This window comes from Streptomyces sp. NPDC029836 (assembly GCF_055574495.1).
The window spans coordinates 1,006,076-1,027,248 of sequence record NZ_JBVHZI010000001.1 but is presented as its reverse complement, the minus strand read 5'-3'; the positions used below and the strand labels follow the sequence as shown (position 1 = coordinate 1,027,248).

20 protein-coding genes and 1 tRNA gene are annotated in these 21,173 nt (G+C 73.0%); 13 read left to right on the top strand and 8 right to left on the bottom strand.

Annotated features, from left to right (window positions below):
- Window positions 1–17 precede the first annotated feature (17 nt).
- From ACZ4XJ_RS04730 to ACZ4XJ_RS04720, 3 genes are read left to right on the top strand one after another with little or no spacing between them, the layout of a single operon-like run.
- Window positions 18–1,517, top strand: coding sequence for a lactate utilization protein B (locus ACZ4XJ_RS04730; protein ID WP_468495458.1), 1,500 nt, complete (start codon window positions 18–20; stop codon window positions 1,515–1,517).
- A complete protein-coding gene (locus ACZ4XJ_RS04725) occupies window positions 1,514–2,131 on the top strand; it encodes a LutC/YkgG family protein (RefSeq protein ID WP_362875742.1) in 618 nt (205 codons plus the stop codon). The genes ACZ4XJ_RS04730 and ACZ4XJ_RS04725 overlap by 4 nt, the downstream gene beginning before the upstream one ends.
- Before the next feature lie 5 nt (window positions 2,132–2,136).
- Window positions 2,137–2,532: a VOC family protein gene (locus ACZ4XJ_RS04720; RefSeq protein WP_468495311.1), complete on the top strand. Its 396-nt coding sequence runs from the start codon at window positions 2,137–2,139 to the stop codon at window positions 2,530–2,532.
- On the opposite strand, the gene ACZ4XJ_RS04715 is transcribed toward ACZ4XJ_RS04720, so the two are convergent.
- A complete protein-coding gene (locus ACZ4XJ_RS04715) occupies window positions 2,509–2,988 on the bottom strand; it encodes a DUF309 domain-containing protein (protein ID WP_468495310.1) in 480 nt (159 codons plus the stop codon). The two genes, ACZ4XJ_RS04720 and ACZ4XJ_RS04715, sit on opposite strands and share 24 nt — an antisense overlap.
- Window positions 2,989–3,125: 137 nt before the next feature.
- Here ACZ4XJ_RS04715 and ACZ4XJ_RS04710 point away from each other — a divergent pair.
- The 6 genes from ACZ4XJ_RS04710 (at window position 3,126) to ACZ4XJ_RS04685 (ending at window position 9,333) form a co-directional block, all read left to right on the top strand.
- Window positions 3,126–3,199, top strand: a tRNA-Pro gene (locus ACZ4XJ_RS04710).
- Between the two features lie 282 nt (window positions 3,200–3,481).
- A complete protein-coding gene (locus ACZ4XJ_RS04705; protein ID WP_468495457.1) occupies window positions 3,482–4,780 on the top strand; it encodes a phosphatase PAP2 family protein in 1,299 nt (432 codons plus the stop codon).
- A gap of 484 nt (window positions 4,781–5,264) precedes the next feature.
- On the top strand, window positions 5,265–6,440 hold the full coding sequence (locus ACZ4XJ_RS04700; RefSeq protein ID WP_468495309.1) for an MAB_1171c family putative transporter: 1,176 nt from the start codon (window positions 5,265–5,267) through the stop codon (window positions 6,438–6,440).
- 588 nt (window positions 6,441–7,028) lie between these two features.
- A complete protein-coding gene (locus tag ACZ4XJ_RS04695) occupies window positions 7,029–7,391 on the top strand; it encodes an STAS domain-containing protein (protein WP_362875790.1) in 363 nt (120 codons plus the stop codon).
- Window positions 7,392–7,457: 66 nt separating this feature from the next.
- Window positions 7,458–7,919 (top strand): ATP-binding protein, encoded by a 462-nt coding sequence (locus tag ACZ4XJ_RS04690; protein WP_362875791.1) that lies wholly within the window; start codon window positions 7,458–7,460, stop codon window positions 7,917–7,919.
- Between the two features lie 364 nt (window positions 7,920–8,283).
- A complete protein-coding gene (locus tag ACZ4XJ_RS04685; protein ID WP_468495308.1) occupies window positions 8,284–9,333 on the top strand; it encodes an enoyl-CoA hydratase/isomerase family protein in 1,050 nt (349 codons plus the stop codon).
- Window positions 9,334–9,352: 19 nt separating this feature from the next.
- Here the strand turns inward: ACZ4XJ_RS04685 and ACZ4XJ_RS04680 are convergent, their stop codons facing one another.
- Together ACZ4XJ_RS04680 and ACZ4XJ_RS04675 are read right to left on the bottom strand one after the other, a co-directional pair.
- Window positions 9,353–10,096 carry a TetR/AcrR family transcriptional regulator gene (locus ACZ4XJ_RS04680; RefSeq protein ID WP_362875793.1) on the bottom strand — a complete coding sequence of 248 codons (744 nt, stop codon included), beginning with the start codon at window positions 10,094–10,096 and terminating at the stop codon, window positions 9,353–9,355.
- Between the two features lie 75 nt (window positions 10,097–10,171).
- Window positions 10,172–12,439 (bottom strand): ATP-binding cassette domain-containing protein, encoded by a 2,268-nt coding sequence (locus ACZ4XJ_RS04675; RefSeq protein ID WP_468495307.1) that lies wholly within the window; start codon window positions 12,437–12,439, stop codon window positions 10,172–10,174.
- Window positions 12,440–12,537: 98 nt separating this feature from the next.
- Between ACZ4XJ_RS04675 and ACZ4XJ_RS04670 the strand changes: the two genes are divergently transcribed.
- On the top strand, window positions 12,538–13,296 hold the full coding sequence (locus tag ACZ4XJ_RS04670; protein WP_468495306.1) for a TetR/AcrR family transcriptional regulator C-terminal domain-containing protein: 759 nt from the start codon (window positions 12,538–12,540) through the stop codon (window positions 13,294–13,296).
- 48 nt (window positions 13,297–13,344) lie between these two features.
- On the opposite strand, the gene ACZ4XJ_RS04665 is transcribed toward ACZ4XJ_RS04670, so the two are convergent.
- Window positions 13,345–14,268, bottom strand: a complete 924-nt coding sequence (locus ACZ4XJ_RS04665) for an SDR family oxidoreductase (RefSeq protein ID WP_362875796.1) — start codon at window positions 14,266–14,268, stop codon at window positions 13,345–13,347.
- A 101-nt stretch (window positions 14,269–14,369) separates the two neighbouring features.
- On the opposite strand from ACZ4XJ_RS04665, the gene ACZ4XJ_RS04660 reads away from it, so the two are divergent.
- Window positions 14,370–15,662, top strand: a complete 1,293-nt coding sequence (locus ACZ4XJ_RS04660) for a cytochrome P450 family protein (RefSeq protein WP_468495305.1) — start codon at window positions 14,370–14,372, stop codon at window positions 15,660–15,662.
- A 71-nt stretch (window positions 15,663–15,733) separates the two neighbouring features.
- Here the strand turns inward: ACZ4XJ_RS04660 and ACZ4XJ_RS04655 are convergent, their stop codons facing one another.
- The 4 genes from ACZ4XJ_RS04655 to ACZ4XJ_RS04640 form a co-directional block, all read right to left on the bottom strand.
- Entirely contained in the window at window positions 15,734–16,498 is a 765-nt protein-coding gene (locus ACZ4XJ_RS04655) for an anti-sigma factor (protein ID WP_362875798.1), read from the bottom strand.
- Window positions 16,498–17,067, bottom strand: coding sequence for an ECF RNA polymerase sigma factor SigK (gene sigK / locus ACZ4XJ_RS04650; RefSeq protein ID WP_468495304.1), 570 nt, complete (start codon window positions 17,065–17,067; stop codon window positions 16,498–16,500). The genes ACZ4XJ_RS04655 and sigK overlap by 1 nt, the downstream gene beginning before the upstream one ends.
- A complete protein-coding gene (locus ACZ4XJ_RS04645; RefSeq protein WP_468495303.1) occupies window positions 17,060–17,308 on the bottom strand; it encodes a hypothetical protein in 249 nt (82 codons plus the stop codon). Before ACZ4XJ_RS04645 ends, sigK begins: the two co-directional genes overlap by 8 nt.
- 271 nt (window positions 17,309–17,579) lie before the next feature.
- Window positions 17,580–19,286, bottom strand: coding sequence for a ricin-type beta-trefoil lectin domain protein (locus ACZ4XJ_RS04640; RefSeq protein ID WP_468495302.1), 1,707 nt, complete (start codon window positions 19,284–19,286; stop codon window positions 17,580–17,582).
- Window positions 19,287–19,467: 181 nt separating this feature from the next.
- Between ACZ4XJ_RS04640 and ACZ4XJ_RS04635 the strand changes: the two genes are divergently transcribed.
- The gene (locus tag ACZ4XJ_RS04635) at window positions 19,468–20,118 is read left to right on the top strand and encodes a TetR/AcrR family transcriptional regulator (RefSeq protein ID WP_468495301.1); all 651 of its coding nucleotides are present in this window, start codon (window positions 19,468–19,470) and stop codon (window positions 20,116–20,118) included.
- A gap of 98 nt (window positions 20,119–20,216) precedes the next feature.
- A complete protein-coding gene (locus tag ACZ4XJ_RS04630) occupies window positions 20,217–21,161 on the top strand; it encodes a serine/threonine dehydratase (protein WP_468495300.1) in 945 nt (314 codons plus the stop codon).
- Window positions 21,162–21,173: the final 12 nt, after the last annotated feature.

The window sequence follows — 21,173 nt, the reverse complement described above, 5'->3', positions numbered from 1 at the left end:
CGGTCACCCACCTCGGCATGCCCGCCTTCCCAGCCCCCGCCCCCGCCCCCTTCCCCGCCTTCCCCACGGCCGCCCGCGAGGCCGTACGGGACGAGGTGCTGCGCGGCAACCTCCGGCACGCCACCCACACCATCCGCGACAAACGCGCCCGCGCCGTCGCCGAACTGCCCGATTGGGACCGGCTGCGCGCCGCCGGGAAGGCCGTCAAGGACCACACCCTGCGCCGGCTCGACCAGTACCTGCTGCAACTGGAGGCCGCCGTCACCGCCGCCGGCGGCACCGTCCACTGGGCGGTCGACGCCGACGAGGCGAACCGGATCGTGACCGACCTCGTCCTCGCCACCGGCGAACGCGAGGTCGTCAAGGTCAAGTCGATGGCCACCCAGGAGATCGGCCTCAACGAAGCGCTGGAAGCCGCCGGGATCGCCGCCTACGAGACGGACCTCGCCGAACTCATCGTCCAGCTCGGCCACGACCGGCCCTCCCACATCCTGGTCCCCGCCATCCACCGCAACCGGGGCGAGATCCGCGACATCTTCCGCACCGAGATGGGCCGTTGGGGACGCCCGGCACCGCAGGACCTCGGCGACGACCCGCGCGAACTCGCCGAAGCCGCCCGCCTGCACCTGCGCGAGAAGTTCCTGCGCGCCAAGGTGGCGGTCTCCGGGGCCAACTTCATGGTCGCCGAGACCGGGACGATGGTCGTCCTCGAATCGGAGGGCAACGGCCGCATGTGCCTCACCCTCCCCGACACCCTCATCTCGGTCGTCGGCATCGAGAAGGTCGTCCCCACCTTCCGTGACCTGGAGATCTTCCTCCAGACCCTGCCGCGTTCCTCCACCGCCGAACGCATGAACCCGTACACCACCATGTGGACCGGCACGGGGCCCTCGCAAGGAGCCGACGGCGACGGCCCCTCCACCTTCCACCTCGTCCTCCTCGACAACGGCCGCACCGACACCCTCGCCGACGAAACCGGCCGCCAGGCCCTGCGCTGCATCCGCTGCTCCGCCTGCCTCAACGTCTGCCCGGTCTACGAACGCGCCGGCGGCCACGCCTACGGCTCCGTATACCCCGGCCCGATCGGCGCCATCCTCAGCCCCCAACTGCGGGGCACCGGCAGCGACATCGACGCCAGCCTGCCGTACGCCTCCACCCTGTGCGGCGCCTGCTACGAGGTCTGCCCCGTCGCCATCGACATCCCCGAGGTCCTCCTCCACCTCCGCGAACGCGTCGTCCAGGGCGGCCCCGTCACCCGGGACGGCGTGCGGGTACGCATCCGCCCCGTCCGCGGCCACACCGCCGAACGGGCCGCGATGCGCGCCGCCCGCCTCCTCCTCGACCGGCCCGGCGCCCTGCGCGCGGGGGAGCGGCTGCTGTCCCGGGCCCGCCGGCTGCGCCCGCGCCGGCTCCCCGGACCCGGCCGCGCCTGGACCGACACCCGCGAACTGCCCGACGTCCCCGCGGAGTCCTTCCGCGACTGGTGGACCCGCGAACGGGAGGCCCCGAAGCCATGAGCAGCAAGGACCGCATCCTCGCCCGCATCCGCCGGGCCGCCTCCGGCCCCGACCCCACCGTCCCCCGGGACTACCTGCGCACCCACGGGATCCGCACCCCCGCCGAATCCGCCGACCTGCTCGCCGCGAACCTCACCGAGTACCGGGCGACGGTCCACCGCGCCGACGCGGCCGGCCTGCCGCCGCTGCTGACCCGGCTCCTCGCCGGAGCCCGTACGGTCCTCGTACCACCGGCCCTGCCCCCGCACTGGCTCCCCGTCGGGCCGGAGCCGATCGCCGACCGCGCCGGGTCCACGCCCCGGGAACTGGACCGCGTCGACGCCGTCGTCACCGGCTGCGCCCTGGCCATCGCCGAGACCGGCACGATCGTCCTCGACGGCGGCCCCGACCAGGGCCGGCGCCGCATCAGCCTGATCCCCGACCACCACGTCTGCGTGGTCCGCGTCCCCGACCAGGTCGTGGACTCCGTCCCCCGAGCCCTCGAACTCCTCGACCCCACCCGACCGCTGACCTGGATCTCCGGCCCCTCCGCCACCAGTGACATCGAACTCGATCGGGTGGAGGGCGTGCACGGCCCCCGCACCCTGGACGTCGTCCTCCTCGGCGCACAATAGGGCCCATGCCCTCGCACATCGCCCTCACCGCCCTCGTGGTCCACGACTACGACGAGGCCATCGACTTCTACACCCGAGCCCTCGGCTTCGACCTGGTCGAGGACACGGCGCGCCCCGACGGCTCCCGCTGGGTCGTCGTCCGCCCGCCGGGCGCCGAGGAGAGCGCGCTCCTGCTGGCCCGCGCCAAGGACGACGCGCAGCGTTCCCGCGTCGGGGACCAGACCGGCGGCCGTGTCGGCTTCTTCCTGTACACCGACGACTTCGCGCGCGACCACGCCCGGATGACCGCGGAGGGCGTCCACTTCCTGGAGGAGCCGCGGCACGAGGCGTACGGCTCCGTCGCGGTCTTCGAGGACCTCTACGGCAACCGCTGGGACCTAATCCAGCCCGCCGCCGCGTAGCCGCGGCGCCTCCCGCGCCGCGTCCACGACGGCCCCGCCGTCCACCCGGTGGGCCAGCTCCCCGGCCCACCGGACCAGCCCCGGCAGGTCCAACCCGTACTCCTGCGTCACCCCGTCGAGGGACGCCGCTCCCCGCCGCAGCAACCTGGCCCCGCCGAGCGCGTTGCCCCGGGCCGCGTGCGTCAGTCCCACCGCCAACTGCGCCATCGCCCGCCACAACGGGGCCGCGTCGGCGGGACCCGACTTCCAGGCGTCCTCGAACACCTCGTGCGCGTGGAACGGCATTCCGGCGTCCAACAGCCGCTGCGCCTCGGCCACCGTCGCCGCGGGGGAGCGCACCACCCCCTCCGGTTGCCGCTCCACCCCGGCCGCTCCGTAGGGCAGCGGCCGCCCCAGCCCGTCCCTCGGCCGCGCACTGCGCGCGCGCCCCTCGCCATCCCGGTCCCTTGCGTTCACCCGGCCATCCTCTCCCTCGCCGATTACCCGTGCGCGCACACCCCTCAGCGTGGGGTAATGTTCTGCATGTGCCCGCCGCACAGGGGAAAACCCCAGGTGGAAGGCACAGTGGAAACTGGAAGTCGCAGTGGAAACAACGGGACGTGGCGCAGCTTGGTAGCGCACTTGACTGGGGGTCAAGGGGTCGCAGGTTCAAATCCTGTCGTCCCGACAGTGCATGAAGCACGTCGGAGGTCGTTCTCTCACCACGAGAGGACGGCCTTTCGTGCGTTACGGCCCCTTTCGGCGGGCCGTCCGGGCGGTTGATCCTTTTTGTTCTTCGTACCCGTGATCGGTGGAGCGCGGCCGCTCCGTTAACATGTTCGAGCCAACGGTAGGCGACAGACATGTTGACATCGGACAAAGCGGCTGGAAATTGATATCTAAGGTGTCGCGACTTCTCGCGCGAACAGAAGGCGGCACCGACTCCGCCGCGTGGCGTCGGCCGCGGGTCCTGCTCTGGGCGGGCGTCGCCGCGGTGGGCCTCGGGTTCCTCGTCGCGCTGGAGATCGCCGCCCGCGGGTACGGCAAACCCGGGCCGATCACCGTCCAGTGGCGCGAGTTGATCTTCGCCCCGCAGTCGGGGACCGTGCTGTACGCCAGCATGACACTGATGCTGGTGGTGCTGACCTGGCGGCAACGGTTCATCGCCGTCGGTGCCGCGATCGGCATCGACCTCGTGTTCTGGCTCGTGCGGTGGATCATCGGCGCCCCCACGATGTTCGGCAGCGGCGCGCTGTGGGTGACGCTCGCCTGCGGCGTCATCGCCCTCACCCGCCGCACCGGCCGCGAACGCCTCCTGCTCCTCCAGGGCGTCGGACTGGCCCTGCTGCTCGTGACCGGCCGCAAGACCGGCTACACCTGGCTGCTGATCACCTCCAAGACCCGGCCGATGGTGCTCGACCAGTACGTGGCGACCGCCGACCACGCGCTGGGCAACCCCTCGTGGGTGGTGGGACGGATCGTCGAGGCGACCGGAGCGATCGGCGCCAACGTCCTCGAATGGGTCTACATCCAGCTCGCGGTGGGCGCGGTCCTCGTCGCGCTGTACCAACTGCGCAACGTCGCGACCGAGCGCCGTTTCCCCGGCCACCACCTGGTGCGCACGTTCCTGGTCATCGGCCTGCTCGGACCCGGCATCTACATGATCTTCCCGGTCGTCGGCCCGATCTACGCCTACGGCGCCGAGGGCGGGCAGTGGGCGTTGGCCGAGCTGTGGCCCCACAGCGTTCCGCAGCTCGGTCTGCCGGTCCCGATGCCGTTCGACGAGTTCACCCCGCGCAACTGCATGCCCAGTCTGCACACCGCGTGGGCCACCGCGATCTTCGTCCATTCCCGCAAGGGTCCGCGCGCCCTGCGCTACCTGGGCACCTTCTGGCTGATCGCCACCCTCGGCGCGACGCTCGGCTTCGGCTACCACTACGGCGCCGACATCATCTCCGGCATCGTGTTCACGCTCACGATCGAGGCGGCGCTGCGCGCCCAGGCGCGCGGCTGGGACCGGTCGGCGAGCCTGGTGGTCGTCCACGGAACCGTGGTGTTCGTCGCGATGCTGACCTCGTACCGCTACCTGCCGGTCGAGATGGCCGGGACCCCCTGGCTGTTCGGTCCGCTGCTGGTCCTGGCGACCGCCTCGGTGGTCCTCGCCTACGTACGGACCACCCGCCGGTGGGACCGGGAAGCGGCCGCGGCGCCGGCTCCCGTACGCCTGCCCGAGCAGCGGCGCGAGCAGCGGCCCGAACTCGTCGGCTGACTCAGGGCGCGGGGGGATCGCCGCCGGCGGCCGGCGCGTCGGCCGCCGTGGGTCTTCTCCGGGTTCGGCAAGGCGGGACTGGGCGGCGCCGGTACGGTCACCGACTCCCTGACCAGCCGCGCCGCTCGGGCCGCGGTCCCCGAGCGGACCCGGAAGACCGCCTTCGGCGGCCTGCCGCCCATCGGGCAGGACAGTGAGAAGGTCAAGGCCCTCATCAAGGAGGCCGGCGCCTCGGGCAAGACCCTCACCCCTGGCCACCAGTTCCGTTGGCCAGGACGTCTCCCCGCTCGCCACCGCCGTGCAGGCGGCGGGAACGCAGATCGGTCCGGACATCCAGCTTCGCGACGTCCGCACGGCTCGCCCGGTGCGGGGGCCGAAAAGGTCGGCGGGTACGGTTCCGCATGAACGCGGCGCGTCGGCCCCCGGCCGGACAGGCCGGCTGAACCGTTCGCGGCACCCGCGGCACCGGTAGGAAAGCATCACCGTGAACACCATCAGGACCCTGTGCTTCGTCATCGCGGCGCTCTCGTCCTACGTCGCGCTCGCCTACCGGCTCGGGCAGGGGCGGCGCAGTTGGCGCGACGGCTCCTACCGGGCGCTGATCACGACCCTGTTCTTCCAGTGCCTCACCTTCACCATGGGCGCCGTCGCCATGCGCGGCGAGAGCTTCCTGGGCGTGGACAACCTCGCGATCCTGGCCATGCACCTGGCGGCGGTCGCCTTCTGCGTCAGCGCGCAGGTCATCTTCCTGCGCTGGGCGGCCGAAGGCGCGGAGGCGGCCCGCAAGACCCGGTTCTGGGTGGCCACCGGGCTCCTCCTCGACGTGCTCCTGACGGTCCTCTTCTTCCTGGCCGACGGACCCGCCCGGTGCGGGACGGAGTTCGACGGCAGCGGGGACCCGCTGCTGCTCACGTACCTGCTGGCCTTCATCGCCTCGCAGGCGGTGCCCTGCGTCACGATCGTCCGGCGGTGCGGCCCCTACGCGCGGATGACCGACAACGCGCCGCTGCGGCAGGGCCTGCGGATGATGTTCCTCGGCGCGGTCGTCCTGCTCGTGTACGGGCTGGTGCGGATGGCCAACGTCCTCGGCACCGCGGCCGGCATGGAGATCGGGCCGTGGCGGGAAGCCCTCGCCTCCGTCCTCGACGCGTTCGGCATCGTCGCCATCTCGCTCAGCCTGACCACGTCCCTCTGGACGCCGGCGGCCGGCAGGTTCCTCGACTGGACCCGCACCTACCGCGCGTACCGCGCCCTGGCCCCGCTCTGGCGGGACCTGTACGAGTCCTTCCCCGACATCGCCCTGGAGCCGCCGGGCACCTCGGTCCGCGACCTCGACTACCGGCTCCACCGTCGGGTGGTGGAGATACGGGACGGGTGGCGCGACCTGCGCCCGTACATCGAACGCACCACGGTCACCACCGCAGGGAGCACCCCGACGGGCTCGAAGGCCGGCGAGGAGGCGGGTACGGAGTCCCGGCAGGCGTTCACCGAAGCGGCGCGGATCCGGCAGGCGCTGCACGCCAAGCGGACCGGCGGCATCCCGCACGACCACAAGGGCGCGGGCGATTTCGAGGACCGCGACACGGACAACTTCCGGGCGGAAGTCGCCTGGCTCACGAAAGTCGCGGCCGCCTACAGTAGGCTCCGCAAGGCGAGTTGAGAACTCCCGCCCGGTTTGCATCCCCCGTCAAACCGGGCGGGTATCTCCCGCCCCCGTTTCCCCCGTTCCCCGATGTCCGTCGGGTCGGACGGGTGGCTCCCGTCCCGACCTCCCGGCCGCGCGCCCCCGAAGGCGGGTCGACCCTCGTCGCGACCGGCAACCGACCGGATGACCCCCGTGCGTCCAGTGAGCCAACAGCCATCGGCGGGTTCTCACGGTGGCCGAATCCCGACCGAATGTCAACTGACCGCTAAATCCGAGGGCCATCGCGATAGCCAATGGCTATCCCGGAACGGGGCGCGAACGGCCTGCGAACCGTCACCGCACTCAGGGACGGCTACCGGCAACCGCGGGGCTCCCAGCCGTCACGGAGCGGTCCGAGCCCGAGTGGGTGACGGCGCGCGGCGCGTCCTCCTGTCGGGGGTGTGTCGTTCACCTGCGGTGGGGCGGTACCGTCGCGGGCGTGGCGGAACCGCCCGGTGGCGCGTGGACCGGCGGGCCGGGGGCCGCAGGTGGCCGGAAAGCGCGCATATCCCGCGGTGACGCGGGCATGCGCAGCACGAGCAGGACGAAAAAAGGTGATGCCGGATGGTGCTGGGAACGGACAACGGACGCTTCACCGTCGCGGTACGGGCGGTGGACGGTGCGGTCGTCCTCACACTCGCCGGGGAGCTGGACCACGACACGGCGGCGCCGCTGAAGGACGCGCTCGAAACGGCGGCGGCGAGCGGCGGGAGGCTGCTCGTCGACATGGCGGGACTGGAATTCTGCGACTCCACCGGACTGAACGCGTTGCTGCACAGCCGCATCACGGTGCAGGAGGCGGGCGGCACGCTGGAACTCGCCGGCCTCGGCGGACCGGTCGCCCGCATGTTCCGCATCACCGGCGCGGACGGGGTGTTCCCGGTCCACGCGGACGTGACGCGGGCGCTGGAGCAGCCTTCGACATGACGGCGCGGCCGGGCGAGCTCCGGCCCGCGCGGGCGGGTACGCAACGGCAGCAGGGATCGGAGGGTCATGGAGCAGCAGCCGGCGCCGAGGGACCGGAACTGGCTCCTGGTCCTCGACGGTCTCCCCGACCCGGTCTCCCGCAGCCGTGACTTCGCCCACCGGGCGCTGACCGCGTGGCACTGGCTGCCGACCGAGCGGCCGGCCGTGCGCGACGCCGTCGAGGACGTACTGCTCCTGGTGTCGGAGGTGGTGGCCAACGCCTGTCTGCACGGCGGAGGCCCCGGCGCCCTCGTACTGGACTGCACGGACGAGCGCCTGCGGATAGAGGTGACGGACGCGAATCCGCATCCGCCGGTGGCCGCGCCCGCCGCCTCGGCGGATCCGGGCCGGCCCGGCGGGCACGGGTTGCTCATCGTGGACCGACTGACCCGCTCCTGGGGTTCCCGCCCGGGCGCGTCCGGCAAGTGTGTCTGGCTGGAGGTGCCCTGCCCCCCGGAGGGCCTCGGCGCCCCGGCCCCAGGCTCCTGACCGGGCACGGTTTCTCGTACGCCGGTGGAGTGCGGGTGGAATCGAGCGGGCGCGTGGGAGCCGGCGGGTCGGTGCGCGTCCGGCCGGATCCGGGCGAACCAGGCGACCGCCGCGACCGTGTCGAACCGGGTGTCCGCCGCTCGCGTCCGGGACCGCCCGGACGTCCGTCATCAGCGGGTGCGTGAGGCGACCGCCGCGCGATCACCCCGTGGCCCGCGGCGGGTCCGGCGCGGTGTCGGCCCCGAACCGCTCCGACGGGCGCCGGCCGGAATTCCCGATCGGGCCGAGCGAACTGGCCTCCGGGGGACACCGGGGACAAAAGAACGATCTTGCGCACCGGTACAGAAGCTACATACTGACCGGTGTGAATGCCGACAAAGACACTGTTCTGACCGAGGTCCGTGGCTGTACGGGGGTGGTCACCCTCAACCGCCCCGCCGCCCTCAACGCCCTCACCCACTCCATGGTGCTGGCCGTCACCGAGGCCCTCGCGGCGTGGGAGCACGATCCCCTCGTCCGGCAGGTCCTGGTCCGCGGTGCCGGCGAACGGGGCCTGTGCGCGGGCGGTGACATCCGGGCCATCCACGCCGACGCGTCCACCGGCGGCAAGGCCTCGTTGGACTTCTGGCGCGACGAGTACCGGCTGAACGCGCGCATCGCCCGCTATCCGAAGCCGTACGTGGCCTACATGGACGGCATCGTCATGGGCGGCGGTGTCGGGATCTCCGCCCACGGCAGCGTCCGGATCGTCACCGAACGCTCGCGCGTCGCGATGCCCGAGACCGGCATCGGCTTCGTGCCCGACGTCGGCGGCACCTACCTCCTGTCGAGGGCTCCGGGAGAACTCGGCACCCACCTCGCGCTCACCGGCACCGCCGTGGGCGCCGCGGACGCCCTGCTGTGCGGGCTCGCCGACCACTACGTGCCCTCCGCCCACCTGGACGAACTCACCCACGGCCTCACCGGCGCCCCCGCGCGGGAGATCCTGGGCCCGTACGAGGGGGGCACCGTGCCCGGGGGCGAACTCGCCGCCGAGCGGGAGTGGATCGACCGCTGCTACGCCGCCGACACCGTCGAGGAGATCCACTCCCGGCTGCTCGGCAGCGGCCTCGCCGCGGCCCGCGAGGCCTCCGAGGTGCTGCGGACCAAGTCGCCCACCGCCCTCAAGGTGACGCTGGCCGCGCTGCGGCGCGCCCGTGAACTCGGCTCCCTGGAAGCGGTGTTGGAGCAGGAGTACCGGGTCTCCGGCGCCGCGCTGGCCTCTCCGGACCTGGTGGAGGGCATCCGCGCCCAGGTCATCGACAAGGACCGGATGCCGCGCTGGTCGCCGCCCGCCCTGGCGCAGGTCCGACCGGCTCAGGTGGAGCGGTTCTTCGACCCGGCCGAGGGCGCGGGCGGGCCGATCTTCCCGTAGGGGTGTCGGCGGGTCGGCGTCAGCCGCGCGCGATCCGGGTCGCCAGGCCGTCCAGGACCCGCTGGAGTCCGTAGTCGAAGGTCTCCTCGCGCACGCGCGCCGGGTCCTCGTGCCGGATCGCGGTGTGGCCCCGCGTCAGCGGGTGTTCGGCGAGCGCGCTCCGGTCCGCCGGCACCAGGGAGTGCAGCCACTCCGCTTCGTCGCGTCCGCTGCGGGCGAGCAGGGAGAGGTAGGAGGCCTCGCTGGTCGTGGCGCCGCTGACGTACGAGATGACCGCCTTGATCGCGAGGTCCGCCTCACCGGGCGGGAATCCGGCGCCCAGGGTCAGCTCCAGCATCCGCTCCGACATGCGCATCAGGTTCGGGCCGAGGTGGGCCAGGCCCACCTGTCCGAGGACCGAGGCCACCCACGGGTGGCGCAGGATCATGGCGCGCAGGCTGTGGCCGCTGTGGGACAGGGCGGTGCGCCAGCCCTCCGGGCCGCCGGCCTCCGGCAGTTCCAGTTCGCCGTACACCTCGTCCACGACGAGTTCGATCAGCTCGTCCTTGTTGGCGACGTGCCGGTAGAGCGAGGTGGCCGCCGTCCCCATCTCCGTCCCGAGCCTGCGCATGCTCAGCGCCTCGATGCCCTGGGCGTCGAGCAGGCGCACGGCCGCCGAGACGATCTGCTCCTGGCTGAGCGCCGGCTGTTCCTTCCGTCGGCGGGGCCTGGTCCAGACGGACGGTACGGCGGGGGCGGGGCTCTGCTGGTCGGGTGAGGACATGCCCCCACCCTAACGGCATGCGCACGGTGTACGCAGGTGGTGCGCGGGCGGGCGCGCGGCCCGCCCGCGCGTCCCTCAGCCCCCGACGTACTCCCGTAGGTGACGGGCCGTCAAAGTGTCAGCCTCCGCCACCAGTTGGGCCGGAGTTCCCTCGAAGACCACCCGGCCCCCGTCGTGGCCCCCACCCGGACCGATGTCGATCAGCCAGTCGGCGTGGGCCATCACCGCCTGGTGGTGCTCGATCACGATGACCGAGTTCCCGTCGTCGACCAGCCGGTCGAGCAGGGCGAGCAGCTTGTCCACGTCGGCGAGGTGCAGGCCGGTCGTCGGCTCGTCCAGGATGTACGTCGAGGACTTCTCCGCCATGCTGATGGCCAGCTTGAGCCGTTGCCGCTCACCGCCCGAGAGCGTGCTCAGCGGCTGACCGAGCCGTACGTAGCCCAGCCCCACGTCCGCCAGTCGGCCCAGGACGGTCCGCGCCTGTCCGGTGGTGAAGAACGCGTGGGCCTCCGCCACCGGCATGTCGAGGACCTCGCTGATGTTCTTCCCGTTCAGCCGGTACGTGAGCACCTCGGGCGTGAACCGCCGCCCCTCGCACTGCTCGCAGACCGAGGCCACCGCGCCCATCATCGCCAGGTCGGTGTACACCAGCCCCAGGCCGTTGCACTTCGGGCAGGCGCCTTCCGAATTGGCGCTGAACAGCGCGGCCTTGACCCCGTTGGCCTTGGCGAAGGCGGCCCGGATCGGGTTGAGGAGACCGGTGTACGTGGCCGGGTTGGAGCGCCGCGAACCGCGGATCGGTGACTGGTCGGCCACCACCACCCCCTCCCGCCCCGCGAGGTAGCCGTGGATCAGCGAACTCTTCCCGGAGCCCGCCACCCCCGTCACCACGGCCAGCACCCCGAGGGGCACCTCCACGTCGACGTCCTTGAGGTTGTGCAGGTTCGCGTCCTTGATCGACAGGTGCCCGCGCGGCGTACGGACCGTATCGCGCAGCCGCGCCCGGTGGCCCAGGTGCCGGCCGGTGAGCGTGTCGGAGGTGCGCAGCCCCGCCACGTCGCCCGCGTAGCAGAGCCGTCCGCCCCCGGTGCCCGCGCCCGGACCGAGGTCGACGACGTGGTCGGCGATCGCGATGACCTCCGGCTTGTGCTCCACGACCAGCACCGTGTTGCCCTTGTCGCGCAGCCGCACCAGCAGGTCGTTCATCCGCCGGATGTCGTGCGGGTGCAAGCCGGTGCTCGGCTCGTCGAAGACGTACGTGATGTCCGTCAACGAGGACCCGAGGTGGCGCACCATCTTCACCCGCTGCGCCTCGCCGCCCGAGAGCGTGCCGGACGGCCGGTCCAGGCTCAGGTAGCCCAGGCCGATCTCGATGAGGGAGTGCAGCAGCTCGCGCAGGCCCGTCAGCATCGGCGCCACGCCGGGGTCGTCGATCCTGGCGATGACCGCGGCCAGGTCGCTGATCTGCATCGCCGAGCACTCCGCGATGTTCAGCCCGTCGATGCGCGAGGACAGTGCGGCCGCCGCCAGCCGGGTGCCGCCGCAGTCCGGGCAGTCGGCGAAGACCACGGCCCGGTCCACGAACGCCCGGATGTGGGACTGCATCGACTCGCGGTCCTTGCCGAGGACGGTCCGGTCGATCTTCGTGATCAACCCCTCGTAGGTGAAGTTGTTCGACCCGACCTTCACCTTCACCGCTGGCTTGTGCAGGAAGTCGGCCCACTCCTGCTCGGTGAAGTCCTTGAGCTTGGTGTCGGGGGAGTAGAACCCGGAGTTGGCCATGATCTGCCAGTACCAGGAGTCGACGGCGAACCCGGGGGCCGTGATCGCGCCCTCGTTCAGGGAGAGTTCGCGATCGACGAGCTGGTCGACGTCGACATCGGAGACCTGGCCCATCCCCTCGCAGCGCGGGCACATGCCGTCCGGGGTGTTGAAGCTGAAGGCGGAAGAGGTCCCGACGTGCGGCACGCCCAGCCGGGAGAAGATGATCCGCAGCATCGTGGAGGCGTCGGTGGCGGTGCCCACCGTCGAGCGCGATCCGGTTCCCATCCGCTCCTGGTCCACGACGATGGCGGCGCTCAGGTTGTGCAGCGCGTCCACGTCGGGGCGGCTCGGGCTCGCCATGAAGGACTGGATGAAGGCGGTGTACGTCTCGTTGATCATGCGCTGCGACTCGGCGGCGATGGTGCCGAACACGAGCGAGGACTTGCCCGAGCCGGACACGCCGGTGAAGACGGTCAGTCTGCGCTTGGGGATGTCCAAGGAGATGTCCGCGAGGTTGTTCTCACGGGCTCCGCGGACCTGGATGTCCTGGTGGCCGTCTGCGGGGCGGGCCGGATTCACGCGTGTTCCCCCTGGGTGTCGGTGTCGTCTCCGAGTTACTCTATACGCCGTACTCTGTACGGTGTATCTAATTGACGAGCGGGGCGGAAGGGCCGGAGATGGCGAAGGAACGCAGCGGCGCGGGCGACCCCGTCCGCACGCTGGAACTCCTGTGGCGCGAGCCCGGACAGGGGCCCGCCGGCGGGCGCCGGGGTCCGCGCCAGGGGCGCACCGTGGACGCCGTCGTCGCGGCCGCCCTCGCCCTCGCCGACGAAGCGGGGGCTGCCGCGCTGACCATGCGCGCCCTCGCCCAACGCCTCGGCGTCACCCCGATGAGCGTGTACACGTACGTACCCGGCAAGGCCGAACTGCTCGACCTGATGCTGGACCAGGCCTACCGGCACATGCACCGCCGGGAACCGGCCGGGCAGGAGCCATGGCGGCAGAGGGTCACCCGGATCGCCCACGACAACCGGGACCTGCTCGTACGCCACCCGTGGATCGCGGACCTGGCCGGCACCCGCCCGCCGCTGGGCCCCGGGGTGATCGGCAAGTACGAGCACGAGCTCGCCGCCTTCGACGGCATCGGCCTCACGGACACCGAGATGGACGCCGCGCTCACCCACCTCCTGGGCTTCGTCCAGGCCAACGCCCTGGCCGCCGCCGATGTCGCCGAGCACCAGCGGCACCGCGGCGACGACGAGTGGTGGGCGCTGGTCGGGCCCCTGCTGGAGCGGGCCATGGACCCGGAGCGCTACCCGCTCGCCGGCCGGGTCGGGGCGGCCGTCGGCGCCTTCGACCCGGAGGCCGTATGGGACTTCGGCCTGCGCTGCCTCCTCGACGGACTCGCCCGCCGGATCGGCACGGACACCCCGTGAACCGCGCCACCGGCACCGGCGGCCGGCGCGGGGTCTCCCGAGGCCCGGTCAGCGGTATCCGGTCGCGTCCGCCGGTCGGCCCGGGTCCTGCACCTCGACCATGTACCGCCAGGCGTCCGGCCGGCTGCCGTCCAGGTCCGTGAAGCCGTACACCCCGGCGAGCCCGCCGCTGGACAGCGAACGCCCGTTCCAACGGGACACCTCGGGGTCGGCGGCCAGCGCCGCGACCGCCCGGCCGACGTAGGAGGGGGTCTCGGAGATCGCGAAGTGCGGCACCCTCTCCAGCGCGTCGCGCCAGTTCGCCTCGCTCACACCGAAGGCCTCCAACATCATCTCCGAACGCAACCAACCCGGGGTCAGCGCCACCGCGGTCGCACCCCGGGGCCCCAGCTCGTGCCCGAGCGCGAACGCCATCCGCAGCACCGCCGACTTGGCGATGTCGTAGAAGAACGACACCCGATAGCGGTCCGTGTTGTAGTCGACGGTGCCGTCGGTCATCTCCACGACCAGCCCGCCCGGAGCGCGCAGCAGCAGCGGCACCGCGTAGTGGCTGGTGATGGCATGGGTGTCCACCGCGAGCCGTAGCAGCCGCAACCCGTTGTCCAGATCGTGCTCCCAGACGGTGCTGTCCCACTCGAAGAGCCGCTCACCGCCCCAGATGTCGTTCACCAACACGTCGAGGCGTCCCTGCTCGGCGTCGATGCGTGCGACGAGCGCCTCCACCTGCGCGGGCACCAGATGGTCGGCGACCACCGCGACACCCCGCCCACCGGCCGCCGTGACCAGCGCGGCCGTCTCCTCGATCGTCTCCGGCCGGTCGTACTCGGACCGGCCGGCCGCGCTGCTGCGCCCCGACACGTACACGGTGGCGCCGCACGCACCCAGTTGGACGGCGATGCCCCGGCCCGCACCCCGCGTCGCGCCCGCCACCAGGGCGACCTTGCCTTGCAGGTTCCGCTCGGATTCGGACATGGCCCGACCCTACGTCGCGCCCGTGGCGGCAGGTCTTGTACAACACGCGCCGCAGGCCCCACTGTTGACCGGACTGCTTCCACCAGGTCAGGAGAGCCGGCGTGTCGTTACCCCAGCCGTCCGTACCGCCCGTGCAGCCCGAGCCGACCGCCGTCGAAGCCCCGTACGTCATCGATCCGGCCGGAGGATGCCCGCACGCCCTCAACGCCCGGCTGCGCGGCCGGGGCGCCGTCGCCGAGGTCGTCCTGCCGGGCGGGGTGCCCGGCGCGATCGTCCTCGGGCACGAGGCCCTCAAGGAGTTCCTCGCCCACCCGGACACGGCCAAGGACTCCCGGCACTTTCCCGGACTGCGCGACGGCACCGTCCCCGCCGACTGGCCGCTGCGGGTCTTCGCCGACGCCCAGGGCATGCACACCGCCGACGGCGCCGACCACCGCCGCCTGCGCGCCCTCGTCGGCAACGCCTTCACCGCCCGCCAGGTGGAACGCCTGCGCCCGCGCGTCGAGGAACTGACCGACACCCTGCTCGACGACCTCGGCCGGGCCGCCGACGCCTCGCCCGACGGCGTCACCGACCTGCTCACCCACTTCGCGCTGCCGCTCCCGATGGGCGTCATCTGCGAGCTGCTCGGAGTGGACCCGGAGCACCGGGACCCTCTGCACCGGCTGTCCCACACGGTGATCGTCTCGACCGTCAGCACCCCGGCGCAGAAGACGGCCGCCGTACGCGAACTCGTCGAGCTGATGGGCACCATCGCCGCCACCCGACGCCGGGACCCGGGAGAGGACCTCACCAGCGCCCTGATCGCCGCGCGCGACGCGGACGGCGACCGGCTCAGCGAGGCCGAACTCATCGGCACCCTGCGCCTGGTGCTCGTCGCCGGACACGAGACCACGCTCAACCTGATCAGCAACGCCGTCCGCGCCCTGTGCACGCACCGCGACCAGCTCGCCGTCGTCCTGGCCGGACAGGACGGCAAGGCCGGTTGGTCGGACGTCGTGGACGAGACCCTGCGCTGGGACTCCCCGGTCAGCTGGTTCCCGTTCCGCTACCCGGCCCGCGACCTGAGCATCGACGGCACGGTGATCCCGCGGGGCACCCCCGTCCTCGCCGGGTACACGGCCGCGGGACGGGACGCGTCCTTCCACGGCCCGGACGCCGACCGCTTCGACGTGACCCGCCCCGGCGCCGGCCGCCACCTCGCCTTCGGGCACGGCGCCCACTACTGCGTGGGAGCCCCGCTCGCCCGACTGGAGGCCGGCATCGCCCTGGAACGGCTCTTCGCCCGCTTCCCCGACCTCGACCTCGCCGTTCCGGAGGCCGACCTCCCGCGCCAACGCAGCTTCATCGGCAACGGCGTAGAGGCCCTCCCGGTCCGCCTCTCCCGGGCGTAGGCCGTCTCAAGGCCCTCGCGACGGGGCCGGTACGGCCATCGGGTAGACCCGTGGGCGCGGGCCCACGGGGTCTACGCCGCCGGGAAGGCCAGCACCACCAAGGGGTCCGACGTCGGCGCGGGCGAGCCGCCCGCCGGCTCCACCGTGACGCCGATCCCGGTCGCTCCGCCCACCGGGCCCACCAGCGGCGCCGGGGCGTCGGGACGGGCCGGGTCCATCAGCCCCGCCGGGCGCATGCCCTTGCCGGGGTCGGCGTACCACAACTGGTACACCCGCCCCGGCGGTGGGGCCGTCATCCCGGAGGGCACGAACACGGCCCGGTTCCGGTCCCGGGAGACCACCACCGTGCCCGTCCCGCCGTCCGCGATCCGGCCGCTCGTCAGCCGGGCGTCGGGGGCCGACAGCACCTGTGTCAGCGACGTCGCCCGGGCCTCGGCCCGCCGCGCGTCCTGGCGGGCGCCCTCGGCCTCCTGGAACTGCCCGATCGCGACCCCGCCGAGTCCGACGGCCGCCGCCACGCACGCCGCGAGGGCGTACCGCGCCCACGGCCGACCGGCCCGGGCCGCGTGCCGGGCCGCCGCCGGCCTCGAAGCCGGGGTCTCGTCGGCGCCGGCCGGCGCCTCCCGGATCCGGCGCAGCACCTCGTCCCGCAGCCCGGGCGGCGGCTCCACCGCCACGGCCGCGCCGAGCAGCGCCGCCGTCGCCGCGAATTCCCGTACCTCCCGGGCGCAGTCCGGGCAGGTCGCCAGGTGCGCCTCGAACGCGGCGCGCTCGGCCGGTGGCAGGGCGTCCAGGACGTAGGCGCCCGTCGCCTCGTGCACGCTTTCCGTACTCATCAGCCGCTCACCCCGAGACAGTCACGCAGCCGCAGCAGGCCGTCCCGCAGACGGGTCTTGACGGTGCCCAGCGGCACGGACAGCGCCTCGGACACCTCGCGGCAGGTCAGGCCCCGGTAGTAGGCCAGTGTCACCGACTGGCGTTGGATCCCGGTCAGCGAGCCCAGGCAGCGGCGCACCCGCGCCGCCTCGTCGCGCTCCAGCGCCGCCTCGCTGACCTCGTCGAACTCGGGCAGCGCCGAGTCCAGCCGGGCGGCCCGTCGTTCCCGGTCGGTCGACGCCTGGGCCGACCGCACCCGGTCCACCGCCCGGCGGTGGGCCATCGTCAGCACCCAGGTCCGTACGCTGCCCCGGTCGCTCCGGTAGCGGCCGGCGGTGCGCCACACCTCGACGAACACCTCCTGGGTCACCTCCTCGGCCTGGGCCCGGTCGCGCAGGACCGCGAGCGTCACGCCCAGCACCCGCCCGCACACCGCTTCGTACACCGAGCCGAAGGCCGTCTCGTCGCCCTCGGCGACCCGGCCGAGCAGCACGGCGAGGCCTTCGCCGGCCCGTGTCGCGTCATTCACCGACCGATCCTCCGGGATCCGCACCCATTGCCTCGCATCCACAGGTCTCGACGGCGATTCGGAGCCGGTGGGCCGCCGGATTGGCCCCGGCGGGGTCGTCCGCCAGGCCCGACGGCCGCCGCTTGCGCAATTCCACCACGCCGTCGGCGTGCCGGTCCCACAGATCGCCCATCCGGGCCGGCGGCCGGCTCGCCCCGGACTGCTCCGGGCCGGTCCCGGACACCTCTGGCACGTCGGTCACGTCGGTGCGCTCCTGTCGGCCGGTCGGCCTCGCGGCCCGTTGACGTCGCAAAGGGGCGGGCACCGGATCGCTCCGCTACCCGCCCCTCACATGGCCGGGCCAGTGAACCCAGTGCCCCGCCGCACGGCCGGCCGTTCGCTCACGGCTCCCCCGCACGGGGAGCGTGATTCCCCCGGCAGGGTGATCACGCCCCGACTGGCGGGCCGGAGGACGGCGCGTCGTGTACGGGCCGGAGCGCGGCCGGTGGGACCCGATGGCCGGCCCCCGACCCTCAGACGGGCAGCGACCAGGCCTGATCGGGCCGGTGGTCGCCGCAGTCGGCCAGCCGCAGCCGCTCGGCCGGTGCGTCGGGGGTCGTCGCGGTCGGCGGCGCGGTCAGGCACAGCCCGCTCGCTCCGTGGACCAGCGCCCCGTCGCGCCGGTGGTTCCAGCGCTGCTCCGGCTGCGGCCCGTTCCCGCAGCCGGCCAGCTCGACGAGGCCGTCCCCGTCGGCCGCCAGGCACTCCCCGGCCAGCAGCAGCCGACCCTGCTCCCCGAGGGTCCAGCGCTGGTCGGCGCCGGCGGTGCAACCGGCCAGGACGAGCGCGCCGACACCGGTGGTGTTGGCCCCGTCGACGCACTTGGAACCGGTACCGACGACCTGGCCGGTCGGTACGGCGTCGCCGCAGCCGCGCGGGGTGAGCCGCCAGACGACGGTGTCGTGCGCGGCGAGCCGGCCGGTCAGCGAGGTCGAGACCTCGGTGCTCTTCCCGTCCCACAGGTTCTTCGCGTCCACCGTGCAGGCGTGCAGACCGACGTCGGCCAGCGGTACGGAGATGTCCCGATCGGCGGCGGAGCGGTTGAGCACCGCCACCGCGCGGTCGCCGTTCGCCAGCGGCCGGGCCAGCACCTCGAAGGTGGCGTTGGAGGAGACCACCGCGCCCTGCCGGCCGAGCCGGTCCTGGTCCAGGGCGATCAGATCGGTGTTGCCGAGCGCGGCCAGCCCGGCCGGGGTGAGCTCCGCGACCTCGGAGGACAGGATGAAGGGGGCCGCCATCATGGCCCACAGCCCGACCTGGCTGCGGCTCTCCGCCTCGGTCAGCCCGGGGGCCCCCGCGATCAGGAAGTCGGGGTCGTTCCAGTTGCCGGGGCCCGCGTACCGGCCGAGCCAGCGGTTGTAGCCGTAGTTGCCGAGGACCGAACTCCACCGCGAGGTGTCGGGAGCGGCCGGGTTGTAGACCTTGATGTCGCGGCCCTCACGCCACAACTGCCCGGTCCCGCCGACCCAGTCGAGCACCTTGTGCCAGTCGGAGCCGCCCCATTCGCCCTGCTGGAAGTAGGCGGGCGCGGAGGCCGAGAGCACCATGGGCCGGCCGGTGTCGCGCAGCGCCTTCGCGACGGCGTGGTACGCGTCCCGGTAGGCCTCCTCCTTGGTCCTGCCCGGCGGCACCCACAGGTTGCAGCCGTCCATCTTCACGTAGTCCACGTTCCACGACGCGAACAGCCGGGCGTCGCGCGCGTAGTTGTCCTCGCCGCCGCCGTTCGGGGCGCCGCTTCCCGGGTACTTCTCGCACGTCAGGTAGCCGGCGTCCTCGTAGATCCCGAACTTGAGCCCCTTGGCGTGCAGGTACTCGCCCAACCAGAGCATGCCGTGCGGGAACTTCTCCGTGTCGACGACCAGATCGCCGTCCGCGTCACGGCTCTTGAGCATCCAGCAGTCGTCGATGGTGACGGTGTCGTACCCCTTGGCGGCGAGTCCGGTCGATACGAGCGCGTCGGCGTTCGCGACGACGGTGGCCTCGTCGATGTCGCACATGTGGTGCGCCCAGTTGTTCCATCCCATGGGCGGGGTGAGCGCCAGCGGGGTGTCCGAGGTCGCGGTGGGGTCCGCCGGGGCGGGAGCGGCCGGTGAGGCGGAGGCCGGGGCGGGGCACAGGCACAGGGCGAGCAGGGCGGCCGCTGTCAGGCAGGGGAGCGACGCACGCAGGCGAGGCGGCACGGGGTCTCCTTGACGTGGGGGAGGTACCGACGGGCAGTCGTGGGCCCAGTGCAGCGATGTGACTACCCGCTGTCAACACAAGTGACGGGATATGGCGTGATGACCAGCAATATGGCCGTAGTGAGCATCACGCGAACGTGGTGATACGCCGTATGTGTCGGTGGCTGATACGGTGTATCTCATGCCGAGAAGATCAGCCTCCCTCGACCGCGCGACCCCCGACGCCATCGCCGTGGCCGCCCTGCGGATCCTCGATGAGGAAGGCCCCGGGCAGCTGAGCTTCCGCGCCCTCGCCGGCCGGCTCGACGTCTCCCACGCCACCGTCCAGCGCCGCTGCGTCGACCTCGCCGGCCTGCTGGACCTCTGCACCGAGCACCTGGCCGCCCAACTCCCCGACGTCCCCGCCGGCACCGGCTGGGCCGAGGCCACCGAGCTGCGCTTCGGCGCCCTGTACCGGCTGCTGACCGCGCACCCCGGGCTGCTGGTCCTGCGCGGTGGCCGCCCCTGGCTCGGCCGGCACCTGCTGGCCCGGCTCGTCGAGCCCGCTCTTGCCGACAACGTCGCCACCGGGATGAGTCCCGCCGAGGCGATGACCGTCTACCGCCGCATGTACCTGCTCACGCTGGGCAGCGCCGCCTTCGTGGACCACCGCGATCCGGCCGCCGCCGTCGCGGCCTCCCGGGCCGCGCTGGCCGCGCTGGATCCGGCCGAGTTCCCCGTGCTGGCGGGCGCGACGGCCGACGTACTGCCCCCGCTGACCGACCACGAGGTCTACTACGGCGCCCTGCGCCAACTCATCGCGGCGGCCGCGCCGACCGCATCGGCTCGCTGAGAGCCGACCGCATCGGCCGCTGGGGCCCGACCGCATCGGCTCGCCGGGGGCGGTCGGCCCCCGCTCCCCGAATCCCGTCACCAGAAAGGCAGTCAGCCATGGAAACGCAGCTCGACCACGCCGCCGTCCGCGCCGCCGCGGAGCGACTGGCAGGCGTCGTCCGGCCCGTAGCCGTCGTGCCCGCCGCCGAAGGCGTCCGGTACGCGCTGGAATACCTCCAGCACACCGGTTCCTTCAAGGCCCGCGGCGCCCACAACTTCTTCGCCGCGCACCGCGCCGCCGGGACCCTGCCCGCCGCCGGCGTGACGATGGCCTCCGGCGGCAACGCCGGCATCGCCTGCGCCTGGGCGGCCCGCGCCCACGGCGTGCCCGCGACCGTGTTCCTGCCGGCCAACGCCCGACCCGTCAAGGTGGCGCGGCTGCGCGGTTACGGCGCCGACGTGCGCCTCGTCGGCGACCGGTACTCCGAAGCGCTCGCCGCCAGCCAGGAGTTCGCGGCCGCTCACGGGGCGCTGGCCGGCCACGCCTACGACCATCCCCTGATCGCCGCCGGCGCCGGAACCCTGCTGGAGGAGATCCGCGACGCCCTGCCCGGATTGGACGCGGTCGTCGTCGCGGTCGGCGGTGGCGGACTCTTCGCGGGCATCGCCACGGCCGCGCGCGAGCACGGCGTCCACGTCACCGCCGCCGAACCCGAGAACTGCCGGGCCCTGAACGCCGCCCTGGAGGCGGGCCGCCCCGTCGACGTCCCCGTCGAGTCTGTGGCCGCCGACTCCCTCGGCGCCACCCGGGTTTCCGCCGACGCGCTGGCCGCCGCGCAACGCGGCGACGTCGACTCGGTGCTCGTCACCGACGCGCAGATCATCGCGGCCCGACGGGAACTGTGGGAGGAGCACCGGATCGTGGTCGAGGCCGGCGCCGCCACCGCCCTCGCCGCGCTGCGCTCCGCACGCCGGTTGCCGGGCAAGCGGGTCGCCGTCGTCCTGTGCGGGGCCAACACCGACCCCGCCGACCTGACGGCTCCCGTACCCGGGGACGCGTAAGCGGCCCCCACG

Bases quoted from the DNA above. Each gene is read 5' to 3' on its own strand.
- ACZ4XJ_RS04730 (WP_468495458.1), top strand. From the start codon at position 18: ATGCCCGCCTTCCCAGCCCCCGCCCCCGCCCCCTTCCCCGCCTTCCCC.
- ACZ4XJ_RS04725 (WP_362875742.1), top strand. From the start codon at position 1,514: ATGAGCAGCAAGGACCGCATCCTCGCCCGCATCCGCCGGGCCGCCTCC.
- ACZ4XJ_RS04720 (WP_468495311.1), top strand. From the start codon at position 2,137: ATGCCCTCGCACATCGCCCTCACCGCCCTCGTGGTCCACGACTACGAC.
- ACZ4XJ_RS04695 (WP_362875790.1), top strand. From the start codon at position 7,029: ATGGTGCTGGGAACGGACAACGGACGCTTCACCGTCGCGGTACGGGCG.
- ACZ4XJ_RS04690 (WP_362875791.1), top strand. From the start codon at position 7,458: ATGGAGCAGCAGCCGGCGCCGAGGGACCGGAACTGGCTCCTGGTCCTC.
- ACZ4XJ_RS04680 (WP_362875793.1), bottom strand. From the start codon at position 10,096: ATGTCCTCACCCGACCAGCAGAGCCCCGCCCCCGCCGTACCGTCCGTC.
- ACZ4XJ_RS04670 (WP_468495306.1), top strand. From the start codon at position 12,538: ATGGCGAAGGAACGCAGCGGCGCGGGCGACCCCGTCCGCACGCTGGAA.
- ACZ4XJ_RS04665 (WP_362875796.1), bottom strand. From the start codon at position 14,268: ATGTCCGAATCCGAGCGGAACCTGCAAGGCAAGGTCGCCCTGGTGGCG.
- ACZ4XJ_RS04655 (WP_362875798.1), bottom strand. From the start codon at position 16,498: ATGAGTACGGAAAGCGTGCACGAGGCGACGGGCGCCTACGTCCTGGAC.
- ACZ4XJ_RS04635 (WP_468495301.1), top strand. From the start codon at position 19,468: ATGCCGAGAAGATCAGCCTCCCTCGACCGCGCGACCCCCGACGCCATC.
- ACZ4XJ_RS04630 (WP_468495300.1), top strand. From the start codon at position 20,217: ATGGAAACGCAGCTCGACCACGCCGCCGTCCGCGCCGCCGCGGAGCGA.